13 protein-coding genes and 1 pseudogene are annotated in these 12,932 nt (G+C 72.3%); 6 read left to right on the top strand and 8 right to left on the bottom strand.

Going from position 1 to position 12,932, the window contains the following annotated elements; all coding sequences use genetic code 11:
* The 3 genes and pseudogenes from ACOJTC_RS02280 to ACOJTC_RS02270 form a co-directional block, all read left to right on the top strand.
* A pseudogene (locus ACOJTC_RS02280) lies at positions 1 to 595 on the top strand (hypothetical protein); the annotation flags it as partial.
* Positions 596 to 697: 102 nt separating this feature from the next.
* Positions 698 to 1,507 (top strand): metal-dependent hydrolase, encoded by an 810-nt coding sequence (locus ACOJTC_RS02275; protein ID WP_420115539.1) that lies wholly within the window; start codon positions 698 to 700, stop codon positions 1,505 to 1,507.
* A gap of 86 nt (positions 1,508 to 1,593) precedes the next feature.
* Complete coding sequence (locus tag ACOJTC_RS02270) at positions 1,594 to 2,244, top strand: hypothetical protein (RefSeq protein ID WP_420115538.1); 651 nt, start codon at positions 1,594 to 1,596, stop codon at positions 2,242 to 2,244.
* Positions 2,245 to 2,250: 6 nt separating this feature from the next.
* Here ACOJTC_RS02270 and ACOJTC_RS02265 read toward each other — a convergent pair whose 3' ends face one another.
* The 7 genes from ACOJTC_RS02265 to ACOJTC_RS02235 all read right to left on the bottom strand — a co-directional run bounded on the left by ACOJTC_RS02265 (position 2,251) and on the right by ACOJTC_RS02235 (position 9,887).
* Positions 2,251 to 2,844 (bottom strand): nucleotidyltransferase family protein, encoded by a 594-nt coding sequence (locus ACOJTC_RS02265; RefSeq protein ID WP_420115540.1) that lies wholly within the window; start codon positions 2,842 to 2,844, stop codon positions 2,251 to 2,253.
* A gap of 248 nt (positions 2,845 to 3,092) precedes the next feature.
* Positions 3,093 to 4,772, bottom strand: a complete 1,680-nt coding sequence (locus ACOJTC_RS02260; protein WP_420115537.1) for a bifunctional 3'-5' exonuclease/DNA polymerase — start codon at positions 4,770 to 4,772, stop codon at positions 3,093 to 3,095.
* A gap of 108 nt (positions 4,773 to 4,880) precedes the next feature.
* Positions 4,881 to 5,801, bottom strand: coding sequence for a carbohydrate ABC transporter permease (locus tag ACOJTC_RS02255; protein ID WP_420115536.1), 921 nt, complete (start codon positions 5,799 to 5,801; stop codon positions 4,881 to 4,883).
* 1 nt (position 5,802) lies between these two features.
* A complete protein-coding gene (locus ACOJTC_RS02250; protein ID WP_204959073.1) occupies positions 5,803 to 6,711 on the bottom strand; it encodes a carbohydrate ABC transporter permease in 909 nt (302 codons plus the stop codon).
* Positions 6,712 to 6,731: 20 nt separating this feature from the next.
* On the bottom strand, positions 6,732 to 8,168 hold the full coding sequence (gene ngcE, locus ACOJTC_RS02245; protein WP_363651697.1) for an N-acetylglucosamine/diacetylchitobiose ABC transporter substrate-binding protein: 1,437 nt from the start codon (positions 8,166 to 8,168) through the stop codon (positions 6,732 to 6,734).
* Positions 8,169 to 8,193: 25 nt separating this feature from the next.
* Positions 8,194 to 8,943: a sugar isomerase domain-containing protein gene (locus ACOJTC_RS02240; protein WP_420115535.1), complete on the bottom strand. Its 750-nt coding sequence runs from the start codon at positions 8,941 to 8,943 to the stop codon at positions 8,194 to 8,196.
* Positions 8,940 to 9,887: a MurR/RpiR family transcriptional regulator gene (locus ACOJTC_RS02235; RefSeq protein WP_204926171.1), complete on the bottom strand. Its 948-nt coding sequence runs from the start codon at positions 9,885 to 9,887 to the stop codon at positions 8,940 to 8,942. The genes ACOJTC_RS02240 and ACOJTC_RS02235 overlap by 4 nt, the downstream gene beginning before the upstream one ends.
* Before the next feature lie 201 nt (positions 9,888 to 10,088).
* Here ACOJTC_RS02235 and ACOJTC_RS02230 point away from each other — a divergent pair, with 201 nt between their 5' ends.
* The 3 genes from ACOJTC_RS02230 to ACOJTC_RS02220 all read left to right on the top strand — a co-directional run bounded on the left by ACOJTC_RS02230 (position 10,089) and on the right by ACOJTC_RS02220 (position 12,242).
* Positions 10,089 to 11,123, top strand: coding sequence for an N-acetylglucosamine kinase (locus ACOJTC_RS02230; protein ID WP_420115534.1), 1,035 nt, complete (start codon positions 10,089 to 10,091; stop codon positions 11,121 to 11,123).
* Positions 11,124 to 11,476: 353 nt separating this feature from the next.
* Positions 11,477 to 11,680 (top strand): cold-shock protein, encoded by a 204-nt coding sequence (gene cspE, locus ACOJTC_RS02225; RefSeq protein WP_013283833.1) that lies wholly within the window; start codon positions 11,477 to 11,479, stop codon positions 11,678 to 11,680.
* Positions 11,681 to 11,954: 274 nt separating this feature from the next.
* Positions 11,955 to 12,242 carry a hypothetical protein gene (locus tag ACOJTC_RS02220; RefSeq protein ID WP_420115533.1) on the top strand — a complete coding sequence of 96 codons (288 nt, stop codon included), beginning with the start codon at positions 11,955 to 11,957 and terminating at the stop codon, positions 12,240 to 12,242.
* A gap of 66 nt (positions 12,243 to 12,308) precedes the next feature.
* Here ACOJTC_RS02220 and ACOJTC_RS02215 read toward each other — a convergent pair.
* Positions 12,309 to 12,932 (bottom strand): aldehyde dehydrogenase family protein (locus tag ACOJTC_RS02215; protein ID WP_420115532.1); only part of this gene is annotated, 624 nt, incomplete at its 5' end.

Below are 12,932 nucleotides of genomic sequence, written 5' to 3'. Positions count from 1 at the left end.
CGCGCTGCGCGACGGCACCGGCCCGTCGTCGACGCCGGGCGGTGACGCCGGCACCGGGACGGCCGGACCGGCGGCCTTCCCGTGCGCCGCGCCCGCGCCGGCCGACGCCACCCCGGTCCGGTCCGCACCGCCGCCGCCGGGTGAGCGGTTCGGCCTGGTCACGGGCTGGACCTGGTACGCCGACCCGGACGGCTTCCGGATCGCCGCGCCGGCCGGTTGGCTGCGCTACACCGACGGCACGGTGACCTGTCTGCGCGAGCCCGGTGGCCCCCGGGTGCTCAGCATCGCCCCCGGCGTCGCCCCGGCCGATCCGGTCGCCCACTGGCGGGCCGAGGAGCGCCGGCTCACCGACGACGGTCGGCTCACCGGTTACCGGCGGGTGGACATCTCCGCGCTGGACATGTTCCGTGGCGGCGCGCTGTGGGAGTGCGAGTGGACCGGCCCGACCGGGGCCCGGCTGCACACCGCCCGGCTGCTGGTCCGGGTCGCCCCGCAGCGGGCCTACACCGTCTCATGGCTGACAGACCAGTTCGACTGGCAGGTCAACGCGACATACTTCCTGATGATCCGGCAGAGCTTCCGTCCTGCCGCGTGACACCATCCCCTGTGGACCGACCAGGTTGTTGCCCTGGCGACGGCGGTTCTGACACAGTGGCGTAGCGTTGTCGATCAAGAAAACGGGGAGGGGCGAGGCGACATGATGGGACCGTCCCACGCGCTGTCGGGCGCTGCGGTGTGGCTGACCGGGTCGTGGGCACTGGACTACTTCGCCGACTACCACCAGTCACCGCTCGCCCTGGCCGTCGGCACCGCCGTCTGCGCAGGTGGGGCGCTCTTCCCCGACCTCGACCTCTCCGGCAAGGTCACCCGCAACCAGGGCGGCGCGACGGTGGCCCGCACCTTCGGGGTGTTCTCGCTGTTCGTCGCCGAGGTGATGGAGAAGATCTCGCTCGGCGTCTACTACGCCACCAAGCTCAGCCGTGACCCGCGCCGTAACAACGGTCACCGCACCCTGACCCACACCATCCCGTTCACCGTGCTGGTCGGCTGGGGCACCACCGCGTTGTGCACCGCGTACGGCAAGTGGGCGGTGGTGAGCATCCTGTTCTTCATGATCGGGCTGGCGTTGCGGGGGTTGTTCGACCAGTGGGCCGAGCGGGCCGGCTGGGTGATCGTCACCCTCGTCTCGGCCGCCGCCGCCTGGTTCACCTTCGCCAACCTGCCAGGTGACCGTGGCTATCCGATGATCGGGCTGGCCGTCGGGGTGGGCTGTTTCGTGCACATCCTCGGCGACATGATCACCAAGGCGGGGGTGCCCATCCTCTGGCCGATCCCGATCAAACGCCGGATGTGGACGATGATCGGGCTACCGAACAGCATCGCGTTGCGTACCGGCAGCAAGGCCGAGGTGGTGGTGCTGCGGACCGCGTTGACGGTGCTCTCCGTGCTCGCGGCCGTCGGCCTGGTCGCCCCGTCGGTGCTGCAACGGTTCAACATCGAGGTCTGACCGGGCGCGGCCCACCTGCGGGTGGCACGGGGACCAGCCGAACGTGGGACGGCCCGGGAGCGCTCCGTACGCCTACGATGCGTAGCATGTCGGCCGGCCCCGGGACCCGCCCCCTCGCCGGCTCCGGTCGCGGGCGGCTCCTCGCCGGCCTGCTGACGCTACTGTCGTTGGTCCTCTTCGCGGGCGTGCTCTGGGACGCCGGGTACGCCCGGCTCTATCCGGCGGCACGCTCCCTGCACCGGCCGCTGCCCCTGCTCGGGCTCGCCACGCTGGCCGCGCTGACGCTGGTGCTCGCCGGCTGGCTGGCCGCCCGGCAACCGCCCGCCGCGACGGCGCTACGGTCGGCCGCGCTCGGGTGCGCGGTGCTGCTCGGCGTGGGCACCGGCGCGTGGGGCATGTACCGCACCGGTTTCGCCTCGACCGTCGAGCGGGACTCCACGTTGGCCGTCTCCCCCGACGGCCGGTACGCGGTGGTCCGGCTGGACACCCGCGACTGGAAGGACCTGCCGCACACCGAGCTGCGGGTACGCGCCCGCGCCGGGCTGCTCAGCCACGACGCCGACCGGGAGCTGGTCACCTGCCGCCACGAGCGCCCCCGGGAGCGGATCGACGCCGAGTTCGTCGGCGAGCGGACGGTCCGGTTCTCGCTGGTCGACCGGCCGGCGGTCACCGTCGCGTTCGACGGGCGGCTACGCCCCCGGCACACCGTCGACATCTGCCGCCCGCCCGGCGGCTGAGCGCGGTCAGACGCCGACCCGCTGGGGTGGCACGGTGAGGCCGTAGAGCGCCATCAGCTCCGGGGTGTCCACCCGGCTGCCGTCGGCCACCGAGTCGCAGGCGATGTCGACGATCTGGTCCTTGTGCGCCAGCAGGTACGGTCGGGCCCCGATGTCGGCGCCGGCCAGGGTCGCGATGCCGGCCCAGTGCCGACGGCCGAACAGCATCGGGTACCCGCGCAACCCGTCGTAGGTGGCACAGGCCAGCACGTCCGGGTACGGCAGCGCGGCCACCCGCCGGACCGCCTCCGGGGTGAGACCGGGCATGTCGACAGGCACCACCACCACCGCCTCGACCCGTTCGTCGGCCAACGCGGTCAGGCCGGCCCGGATGGACGAGCCGACCCCGGCTCCCGAGGCCCGGTTGACCACCACCGTGGCGGGGCTCAGGTCGGCCGCGGCCCGGACCTCGTCGGCCGCCGCCCCCAGCACCACCACCAGTTGCTCACAGCCGGCCGCGACCATCGTGTCGATCATGCAGCTGACCAGCAGCCGGTCCCCCCGACACAGCAACGCCTCGGGGCTGCCGAGCCGACGCCCCCCACCCGCCGCGATGATCATTCCTGCGATACGCACACCGGGTGCAACGAGCCCCCGAGGGATGAGTGTCGGCACGAAACGGATATTTCACGCGTATACCCTGAACCCAACCATGCCCGCCGCCCGGCTCGCCCCGCCCGACTCGCCCCCCCGCCGGATCGCCCCGGTGATCAAGAGGTTTGCGTCGACGCGGGCGGCGAATCTGACGCGAACCTCTTGATCACCGGGCGCTGACACCGCAACGGGGCCGGGCGAGGGGGTGAGGGGGGTCAGGCTTGGGCGTAGGTGGTGACGGTGGAGAGGTCGAGGGGGAAGCGCACGGGGGTGGGGCCGAACAGCAGCGCCGAGGCGCGCTGCCCGGCGCGGCGGACCGCCTCGGCCACCGGGTCGGCAAGCTCGGCCGGGCAGTGCACGATCACCTCGTCGTGCTGGAAGAAGACCAGCTCCCCACCGAGCCCGGCCAGCTCACCACGGAGCGAGGCGAGCAGCGTCGAGGCCCACTCGGCGGCGGTGGCCTGGATGACGAAGTTGCGGGTGAACCGGCCCCGGGAGCGGGCCGCCCGCGCCCGGGGCGAGCGCGGATCCGCCCCGACGTCCGGGTCCACCGGGGCGTCGTCGGCGTCGCCGGACCCGACCGCCCCCGGCGGGCAGGTCCGGCCCAGCCAGGACCGGACCAGGCCACCGGCCTCCCCGGTCCGCGCCGCCGCCTCCAGGTAGCCGAAGGCGGTCGGATAGCTGCGCTTGAGCACCGCCAGGGCCGGCAGTGCCCCACCCCCGGTCTGCCCGTACATCGCACCGAGCAGGGCGAGCTTGGCGCGGGCCCGGTCACCACCGAAGGAGTCCTGGGCCAGCGCCGCGTAGAGGTCCCCGGCCGCCCCGGCGGTGGCCAGCCGGGCGTCACCGGAGACCGCGGCGAGCACCCGGGGCTCCAGCTGACCGGCGTCGGCCACCACCAGCCGCCAGCCCGGATCGGCCACCACCGCCCGCCGGATCACCTTGGGGATCTGCAACGCGCCGCCGCCCCGGGTGGCCCACCGGCCGGAGACCACCCCGGCGGGGACGTACTCCGGGCGGAACCGGCCGTCGGAGACCCACGCGTCCCGCCAGGCCCAGCCGTGCGCCGTCCAGATCCGGTACAGCTCCTTGTATTCGAGCACCAGCGGGACGGCCGGATGGTCGACGCCGCGCAACACCCACGCCCGGGTGTTGGGTAGCTGCACACCGACCCGGGCGAAGGCGCGCAGCAGCTCCGCCGAGGAGTCGATGTGCACCTGCCGGACGCCGAACGCCTCGGCGACCCGGGCGGCCAGCTCGGCCAGCCGCCGGGGCGGCCCACCCACCGGCGACGCCTCACCCAGCAGCTCGGCGAGGATCTCGTCGTGCACGTCGGCCCGCCAGGGCAGCCCGACGGCGGCCATCTCCACCGCGATCAGCGCGCCGGCCGACTCGGCGGCCACCAGCAGCCGGAACCGGCCGGGCTGGGCGGTGGCGGCGATCCGGGTGAGCTGGTCGGCGTACACCCGGGTCAGGGCGTCGATGCCGGGGGCCGGCGGGCCGGCGACGGCCTCGAAGAGCGCGGCCTGCCCGTGCCCCGGCGGCGCGGCCGGCCGGGGCGGCGGGTCGGGTGGCACGACGGCCCCGGTGAGCCGGGCGTACGCGGCGGCCAGCGAGCGGGGCTCACCCCACCGGCCGGCGTGCCCCAGCAGCAGCCCCTCGGTCAGCTCGATGTCGTGGCAGCGCTCGACCCGCGCCCCGGCGCGCAGCAGGGCCGGGTAGAGCGTCGCACCGGACGCCCAGACCCAGCGGGGGTGCTCGGCCGCCTCGCGGGCGGCCACGGCGGCGGGCAGGTCGTCGACCGGCTCGACGGGCCCGGCCGGGTGACCGGCGGCGTCCAGCGGCTGCAGGGCGCCGCCGCCCCGCTCCCCCGCCGCCACCGCCAGCACCGCCACGGCCCGATTGTGCCCCGCCCCTGTGACACCCCGACCCGGATCACCCGTCGGGGCGCTGCGGGTCACCGGCGGGGTGGCGGGGTGAGGCGGCCCCGCCACCCCGACCGGTCACTTGCCCGCGCCGGAGGTCAGACCGGACTGGATCTGCCGCTGGAAGATCGCGTACACGATGATCATCGGGAGGATGGCGATGGTCAGGGCGGCGAACAGGCCGGACCAGTCGGCCTCGTAGCCGGCGTTGACCGAGATGTCGGCGATGCCCTGGGTGAGCACCCACTTGTCCTTGGCGTTGGAGAGCAGCACCAGGGGCAACTGGTACTGCGCCCACTGCCCGATGATGTTGAAGATCGCCACGCTGATCAGACCCGGCTTCGCCATCGGCAGCATCACCTGGAAGAACAGCCGGGTGTGCGAGCAGCCGTCGATCATGCCGGCCTCGGCCACCGAGTTCGGCAGCGTCCGGAAGAACGCGGCCAGGAAGAAGATGGTGAACGGCAGCGAGTAGGCGATGTAGACCAGGATCACCCCGGTGTGGGTGTCCAGCAGGCCCAGGTTGCGGACCACGAAGAACAGCGGCACCAGCGCCAGGAAGACCGGGAAGGCCAACCCGGAGACGAACAGGTAGTAGATCGCCCGGTTGCCCCGGAACTTGTACCGGGCCAGCACGTACGCGGCCATCGAACCGAACAGCATGGTGCCGAAGGTGCTGCACGACACCACGAAGACGCTGTTGAGGAAGTAACGGCCGACGTGCGCCTTGGTCCAGGCCCGGCCGAAGTTCTCCCAGCGCAGCTCCGCCGGCAGCGTCCACGGGCTGCTGAAGATCTCGCCGGTGTTCTTGAACGCGGCCAGGAACGTCCAGAGGATCGGCACGATGACGATCACCGCCCAGACGGCGAGCGCCAGCTGACCGAGCCCGCTGAACAGTCGTACCTCGTGGTGTTCGCCCCGGCCCTTGCGGGTGCGGGCGGCGGGCCGGCCGGGCGGGATGTCCGCCGCGGCCGGCGGCAGCGTCGTCTGTGCGGCCATCTCAGTACTCCACGCTTTCCCGCTTGGTCAGCCGCAGCGTCAGCGCCGCGAACGTGAGGGTGAGGAAGAACAGCGCCACACCCATCGCCGAGGCGTAGCCGTACTTCGAGTAGACGAAGGCGTTGCGGTAGATCTCCACCGCCAGCACCGTCGTCGCGCCGTCCGGGCCGCCGCTGTCCACCGAGAGCACCGCGACGATGGCGAACGCGTCGAACGCGGCGATGCCGAGATAGACCCAGGCCACCTGGAGGGTGTCCCAGAGCAGCGGCAGGGTGACCCGGAAGAACAGCATCACCTTGCTCGCCCCGTCCATCTCGGCCGCCTCGTAGATCTCACCCGGGATCGAGGCCATCCCGGCCGAGAAGAGCACCACGTAGAAGCCGACGGCCTGCCAGACCAGCACCGCGATGATCGACCACAGGGCCAGGTTCGGCCGGACCAGGAACAGCACCGGGTCCAGCCCGAGCTTCATCAGCACGCCGTTGATCAGGCCGGACTCGTTGGGCCGGTAGACCATCTGGAACAGCACCGCGATGATGGCCACCGCCAGGACCTGGGGGAAGAAGAACACCACCCGGTAGAACTTCGACCCCCGGACCCCCTGCCGCTGGCCGCCCACGCTGCGCCCGCCCACGTTGAGCAGGAAGGCGAAGAACAACGCGATGGCGATCGTGATCAGCGGCAGGGCAAGCAGCAGTACGCCGTGGTGCTGGACGGCCTGCCAGAAGCGCCCGTCGTCGAGCAGCCGCCGGTAGTTGTCGAAGCCCACCCACTGCGGGGCGGACAACCCCCGCCAGTTGGTCATCGAGATCTGGAACGCCTGCGCGTACGGTGCGATGACGAAGACCACGTACAGCGTGACCGGGGCGAACAGGAACCCGATCACGAACGGATACTTGCCGTGCCGCATGATCCCGCTACTCCGATCGGTCAGCGCGTGAACTTGGCGACGGAGCTGTCCTTCTTGATGGCGTCGGCCCGCTTCTGGATCCGCTCCACGAAGGCGTCGGCCTTGATCCGGCCGAACATCAGCTCGTTGGTGGCGGTGCGCGCCTCGGTGTCCAGCTCCTTGTACCAGCCGTCGAAGTACAGGTTGAACACGTCCTTGCCGGCGGCGGCGAGGGCGGCCTGGGAGCTGGCCACGCCGGGCGGGAAGGCGAAGCCGGAGCTGCCGGCGGTGACCACGGTCGGGGCCTTGACCACCTCGGTGAAGCCCTTCGCCCCGGCGACCGAGAGCATCTGGCGCATGTACTCCAGACCACCGCGCGGGTTCTTGCTCTTGGCCGAGACGAAGTAACCCTCACCGGCGGTGGCCCGCACGGCGGTCGCCGGCAGCTTGTCCGAGCCGGTGAGGCTCGGCACCGGCATGAGCTGGTAGTCGAAGCCGGCCGGGGTGTCCTTCTTCTGCTCGCCCTCCAGCCAGTCGCCGCTGGGGTAGAGGGCCAGCTTGTACTGGTTCTGCCGCAGCTGCACGTCGGTGTGCTTGAGCCCCTCGAAGCTCTTGTCGACGTACTTGGCGCCGATCTCCTCCCACGCCTGCGCCGCCTGCTTGACCGCGTCCTGCTGCCAGGCGCCGTCCTCCAGGTTGTCGATGTTCTTGAGTACGTCGGTGCCGCCGATCTTCGCGGCGTGGGTCAGGATGACGTTCCACTGGTAGTAGGCCGCGTTCGCCCCGGCGTAGCCGTACGGGGTGATGCCCTTGGACTTGATGCCGTCGAGCAGGGCGGTGAACTCCGACCAGGTCTTCGCGGGCGCCCAGCCGTTCTCCTTGAACAGCTTGCCCGAGTACCAGATGCCGAAGACGGTGGAGACGTAGTACAGGACGTACGGCTTGCCGTTGAACGAGCCCGCCTCGACCGTGCCGGGCACGACGGTGTCGCGGACCTTCTTGTTCGGGTCGTCGACCGACGGGGCGTCCCACAGCTCGGTGAGGTCCATCAGCTGCCCGTCGGCGACCAGCGACCCGAAGTCGATCAGCTTCTCGCCCGAGTTGTTCACGAACTCCGGCGGGTTGCCCGAGGCGAACCGGGGCTGGAGCACGGTGGAGACCGCCTGGGTGGACTGGTGCTTGATCTCCGCCTTGGGGAACGCCTTCTTGTACAGCGGCTCGTGCACGTCGGTGGCGTACTTCTCGCCGTAGCCGCCGTTGAAGATGACCACCTCCAGCGGGGCGTCCTCGGCGACACCCAGCGGGTTGGCGGCGCTCTTGGTGCCCTCCTCGGCCTTGGTGGTGGTCTCGTCGGAGCCGCTGGTGGCGCAGGCGCCCAGCAGGCTGACCACCGGGGTGGCGAGCAGGCCCGCCGCGGCGGTGCGGCCCAGCAGGGTGCGCCGGCTCAGCGCGGCGGGGGTCTCGGGGGTATTCGACATCGTCGTCTCTCCTTGGGTGTCCGGGTCAGGCGGTTCGCCGGAGACGCCCGGCGTACCGCGACTCGAGGGCGAGGTTGTGCGCGTCCCCACCGGGGACGTTGGCGGAGAGGTAGATAGGGGGTACCTCTCCGGCCTGGTGGAACCGTCGGACGACCTCCGCGGTCACCAGTTGCGCCAGCAGCGCGGAGGTGACCGAGGAGACCGCACAGACCGCGCCGCCGCCCTCCAGCGGCAGCAGTGCGTCGCCGTACGGTGCGCCGTTGTCCAGCACGACGTCGGCGAGTTCGGCGAGTCGACGCCCGGACGGGTGGCGGGGTGCGACCCGTGCGGTGTGCGCGACCGAGGTGACCGCGATGAGCGGATGGCCGTGCCCGGTGACCAGCATCGCCAGCTCGACCACCGAGCCGTTGATGCCGGACTGTGAGGCGATCAGGAAGACGTCGGCCGGCTGCGGCCGGGCCAGCGGGTAGAGCTGGTGGGCCACGGCCGGGTCGCGTTCCAGCTTGGGGTCGGTGAGCACGTCGCGCGGGGCGTCGCCGTGCAGCACCAGGTCGTGCAGGCCGATCCGGTTGGTCGGGACCAGGCCACCGGCGCGGGCCACCAGTTCGGCGGCGAACGCCTCGGAGTGGCCGGCCCCGAACGCCTGGAGCACCCCGCCGGCCCGCAGGCTGGTGGCGATCAGGTCGGCGGCCCGGCCGATCGCCTCGGCCTGGGTGTCGAGCAGCCGGTCGAGGACGGGCCGGACGGCCCGCGCGTACCCCTGGGCACTGATCATGAGGTGGTCCCCTTCGCGGCCTTGTGCCCCTGCACGGCCTGGGCGGTACGCCGGAAGGCCGCGTGGGCGCGGTCGTGGGTGCGCTGCGCCACGGCGATGTAGAGCAGGTCGAGCACGACGAGTTGGGGGTGCCGGGCGGACAGCGCGTCCGGCCGGAAGGTGGTGGCCTGGCTGGCGGTGAGCAGGACGGTGTCGGCCAGTTCGGCGAGCGGCGAGCGCGGGAACCCGGTCAGCGCCACGGTGGTGGCCCCCCGGCTGCCCGCCTCGGCCAGCATCTCGATGGTCTCCCGGGTCTGTCCGGTGTGCGAGATGCCCAGCGCCACGTCCCCGGGGCCGAGCAGCGCGGCGCTGGCCAGTCCCTCGTGCACGTCGCTCCAGGCCCACGCGGCGACCCCGATGCGGTGCAGGCTGAACTGCATCTCCTCGCCGACCAGCGCGCTGCCGCTGGCCCCGAAGATGTTGACCCGGGCGGCGCCGGCGATGGCGACGGCGGCCCGTTCGACCTCGGCGAGGTCGAGCAGGGTGGCGGTGTCGTGCATGGCCCGGGTGTCGGCGGCCATGATCTGGTCGAGCACCCGTTCCAGCGGGTCGCCGGGCTGGATCTCCCGGCCGATGTCGACGGTCCAGCCGGCCGAGCGGGCCCGGCCGGTCTCGGAGGCGATGCCCAGGCGCAGGTCGGCGTAGCCGTCGAAGCCCATCGCCCGGCAGAACCGGGTGATGGTCGCCGGTGAGGTGCCGCTGCGTTCGGCCAGCTCGACGATGGTGGCGCGGGCCGCTGCCTCCGGGTCGCTGAGCACCTGCTCGGCGACCCGGCGCAACGCTCCCGTCAACTCTCCCGTGCCGGCCCGGACCCTGGCCAGCACCCCGTCCGCGCCGCGCCGGTCGACGGGCTCGGCATCGACCACCGCGGTCGCCGCGGTGGTGTCCGTCTCGAGCTCGGCCATCGACACGCCTTTCGGAAAAGAGTGTTAACTGTTAGTGGTAAAAGTTCTTACTGAAGGCCCCTTCCTGTCAAGACCATGGGCGAAGTTTTCAAACTGTTACCTGGCGCGCGGCCCGCTCCCACCCCCCGGTCTTGCCCTGCGGCACCGCACCGACCAGCATGGACACCCCCGAACCAGCACACCCCCGGGAGGCCCGCGAGGATGTCCGGCACCGTCGTGGTCGGCCTCGACGTCGGGGGTACGTCCACCCGGGCGACCGCCCTGACCCTCACCGGCGAACGCCTCGGCACCGGCCGGGCCGGCGGCGGCAACCCCACCAGCCACGGTGCCGAACGGGCCGCCGCCGAACTGTCGACCGCGCTGCGGGAGGCGCTGCGCGACGTCGACCCGACCCGGGTCCGCGCCGGAGCGATCGGGCTGGCCGGGGCCGGCCGGTTGCGCGCCGACCCGGCTGGCCGGGCCGCCTTCGACCGGGCCTGGTCGGACGCCGGCCTGCGCTGCCCGTACACGGTGCACAGCGACGCCCTCGTCGGGTACGCCTCCGGCACCGCCGCAGCCGACGGCACGATCCTGATCGCCGGAACCGGGGCGATCGCCGCCCAGGTGTGCCGGTGGCGACTGGACCGGGTCGCCGACGGGCACGGCTGGCTGCTCGGCGACGCCGGCTCCGGGTTCTGGCTGGGCCGGGAGGCGGTCCGGCGTCTGCTCGCCGACCTCGACGCGGCCCGGACGCCGGGGCCACTGGGCCGCCGGGTGCTCGCCACCCTGCTGGGGGACGATCGGGTCGCCGACCGGCCCCGGGAGACCGTGGACGCGGTGGTGCAGGCGGTCACCCGCCGGCCGGCGGTGGAGCTGGCCCGGCTCGCCCCGCTGGTGGTCGCCGCCGCCGCCGAGACCGAACCGGTCGCCGTCACACTGATCGAGCGGGCCGCCGGGCTGCTGGCCGACAGCGTCGCGCGGATCCGACCGGCCGGCGCGGTGGACCCGGTGGTCCTCGGCGGCGGTCTGCTCACCGGTGGCACCCCACTGGCCGTCGCCGTCACCGCGGAACTGGCCCGGCGGTGGCCGGTCGCGCCGCTGCGTCCGGCCGGCGACGGTGCCTGCGCGGCGGCCTGGCTCGCCGTCCGCGACCTGCCGGGGATCACCGATCCAGCGGCTCTGCACCCGCTGTTCGTGCCGGACCCGCCCGTCGACGGGGAGGGTGTCGGTCTCGACTCTCCCCGGGGTCGCTCGTGAGCGAATTCCGTCGATGCCGCCGACCGGCTGGGTCTTTCGCCGGGACGCCTCCGGACGCGGTCGGCGCGATGGCGAACATCGATGGATATGGCGATTGCCGCCTGCGCACCGACGGTCCGGTGGGTACGCGACATCACGTCCAGGCCCACCCCCGCCCCGGAGTCGCGACGGATCGCGTGCTACGGTGAACGGGTTGCAGTTTTGATTTCCGTAGACGTTTCCGGGCGCCTGATGGGTTATCTGAAACCCATCCGGGCGCTTTTCGTTTTTCGTGTCGTTTCGATGCGGGTTATCAACTCGGCGGCTAAGGGTCCGCGCAGTGCGGTCTCTCCCCAGCCTGCAGAGGAGCAGACATGACCACAGGTACCGTGAAGTGGTTCAACGCCGACAAGGGCTTCGGCTTCATCAGCCCCGACGACGGCGGTGCCGACGTGTTCGCCCACTTCTCCGCGATCTCGGCGAGCGGCTTCCGCAGCCTCGACGAGAACCAGAAGGTGGAGTTCGACATCACCCAGGGCCAGAAGGGCCCGCAGGCGGAGAACATCCGCCCGCTCTGATCCACACTCCACGCACGGCGGCCCGACTGGTTCAGCGGGCCGCCGTTCGGCGTTTCCACCGCTCACCACGGCGACCGCGGCTGAGCGACCAGGGCCGCCCGGCCAGGCGTGAGCCGACGCAGACCCCTCCCGCTACGCGCCACGTTCCACAGCGCCGCCGCCCTGACGGTCGGGGCACGTACGACCCTGGTCCCGGTGCAGCACAGCCTTACGCCCCGGCTCCTGATGACCGCGGCCGGGGGCCGAGGTGCGCAGCGTTCACCCTGAAAGGCTGATGACTTTGACGACGACCTACTCGGGTCCGGCGAGGCTGATCCTGGCCGGCGGCGCACGCATAACCGGCATGGTTTCCCTCAGCACCAACCATCGCGGTGGACTCAACAGCTGGGGTGGCACCTTCCGGCCGGACGAGATCACGACGGACCTTCGCAACGCCGTCGAGGGACTGCAGTTGGAACTGCCCTACGATCGCGTCGGAACGGTCGCCGTCACCGGCTTACGCAAACTACTCGCCACGCAGGTGTTGATGTCGCTGGCGGGCCGCGGACCCGCACCGTTCTGACCGTACGCCCGCACGGCTCCGCCACCGGACACGGTCACCCGTGCCTGCCGGGTGTGCCGTGGCTGCTCAGGTCTGGGTGGGGAAGCCGAGGTTCACCCCGCCGTGGCGCGGGTCCGGCCAGCGGCTGGTGACCACCTTGCCCCGGGTGAAGAACCGCACCCCGTCCTCGCCGTGGGCGTGCAGGTCACCGAAGAGCGACGCCTTCCACCCGCCGAACGAGTAGTAGGCCATCGGCACCGGGATCGGCACGTTGATCCCGACCATGCCGACCTCCACCTCATGCTGGAAGCGCCGGGCCGCCCCACCGTCGTTGGTGAAGACCGCCGTGCCGTTGCCGTACGGGTTGGCGTTGACCAGCGCGACCGCCGCGTCGTACGAGTCGACCCGGACGACACCGAGCACCGGGCCGAAGATCTCGTCGGTGTAGATCGACATGTCCGGGGTGACCCGGTCGAAGAGCGTCGGGCCCAGCCAGAACCCGTTCGGGTCCCCGTCCGGCACGACGTCCCGGCCGTCCACCACCGGCACCGCCCCGGCGGCCACCCCGGCCTCGACGTACCCGCGTACCCGGGCGGCGTGCGCGGCGGTCACCAGCGGCCCCATGTCGCAGCCGCGCCGCCCGTCGCCGGTACGCAGCCCGGTCATCCGCGCCGCGATCCGCGCCACCAGGGCGTCGGCGACCGGCTCCAC

Origin of the sequence: Micromonospora sp. (genome assembly GCF_048594385.1) — a bacterium.
Taxonomy (GTDB): Bacteria; Actinomycetota; Actinomycetes; order Mycobacteriales; family Micromonosporaceae; genus Micromonospora; species Micromonospora wenchangensis.
Note: the sequence above shows the minus strand (reverse complement) of the source record. Positions and strands in the feature narration are given on the sequence as shown.

Coding starts and splice junctions, on each gene's coding strand:
- ACOJTC_RS02240 (WP_420115535.1), bottom strand. CDS start 8,943: ATGATCAGTGCCCAGGGGTACGCGCGGGCCGTCCGGCCCGTCCTCGAC.
- ACOJTC_RS02250 (WP_204959073.1), bottom strand. CDS start 6,711: ATGCGGCACGGCAAGTATCCGTTCGTGATCGGGTTCCTGTTCGCCCCG.
- ACOJTC_RS02275 (WP_420115539.1), top strand. CDS start 698: ATGATGGGACCGTCCCACGCGCTGTCGGGCGCTGCGGTGTGGCTGACC.
- ACOJTC_RS02235 (WP_204926171.1), bottom strand. CDS start 9,887: ATGGCCGAGCTCGAGACGGACACCACCGCGGCGACCGCGGTGGTCGAT.
- cspE (WP_013283833.1), top strand. CDS start 11,477: ATGACCACAGGTACCGTGAAGTGGTTCAACGCCGACAAGGGCTTCGGC.
- ngcE (WP_363651697.1), bottom strand. CDS start 8,168: ATGTCGAATACCCCCGAGACCCCCGCCGCGCTGAGCCGGCGCACCCTG.
- ACOJTC_RS02255 (WP_420115536.1), bottom strand. CDS start 5,801: ATGGCCGCACAGACGACGCTGCCGCCGGCCGCGGCGGACATCCCGCCC.
- ACOJTC_RS02230 (WP_420115534.1), top strand. CDS start 10,089: ATGTCCGGCACCGTCGTGGTCGGCCTCGACGTCGGGGGTACGTCCACC.
- ACOJTC_RS02220 (WP_420115533.1), top strand. CDS start 11,955: ATGACTTTGACGACGACCTACTCGGGTCCGGCGAGGCTGATCCTGGCC.
- ACOJTC_RS02270 (WP_420115538.1), top strand. CDS start 1,594: ATGTCGGCCGGCCCCGGGACCCGCCCCCTCGCCGGCTCCGGTCGCGGG.
- ACOJTC_RS02265 (WP_420115540.1), bottom strand. CDS start 2,844: ATGATCATCGCGGCGGGTGGGGGGCGTCGGCTCGGCAGCCCCGAGGCG.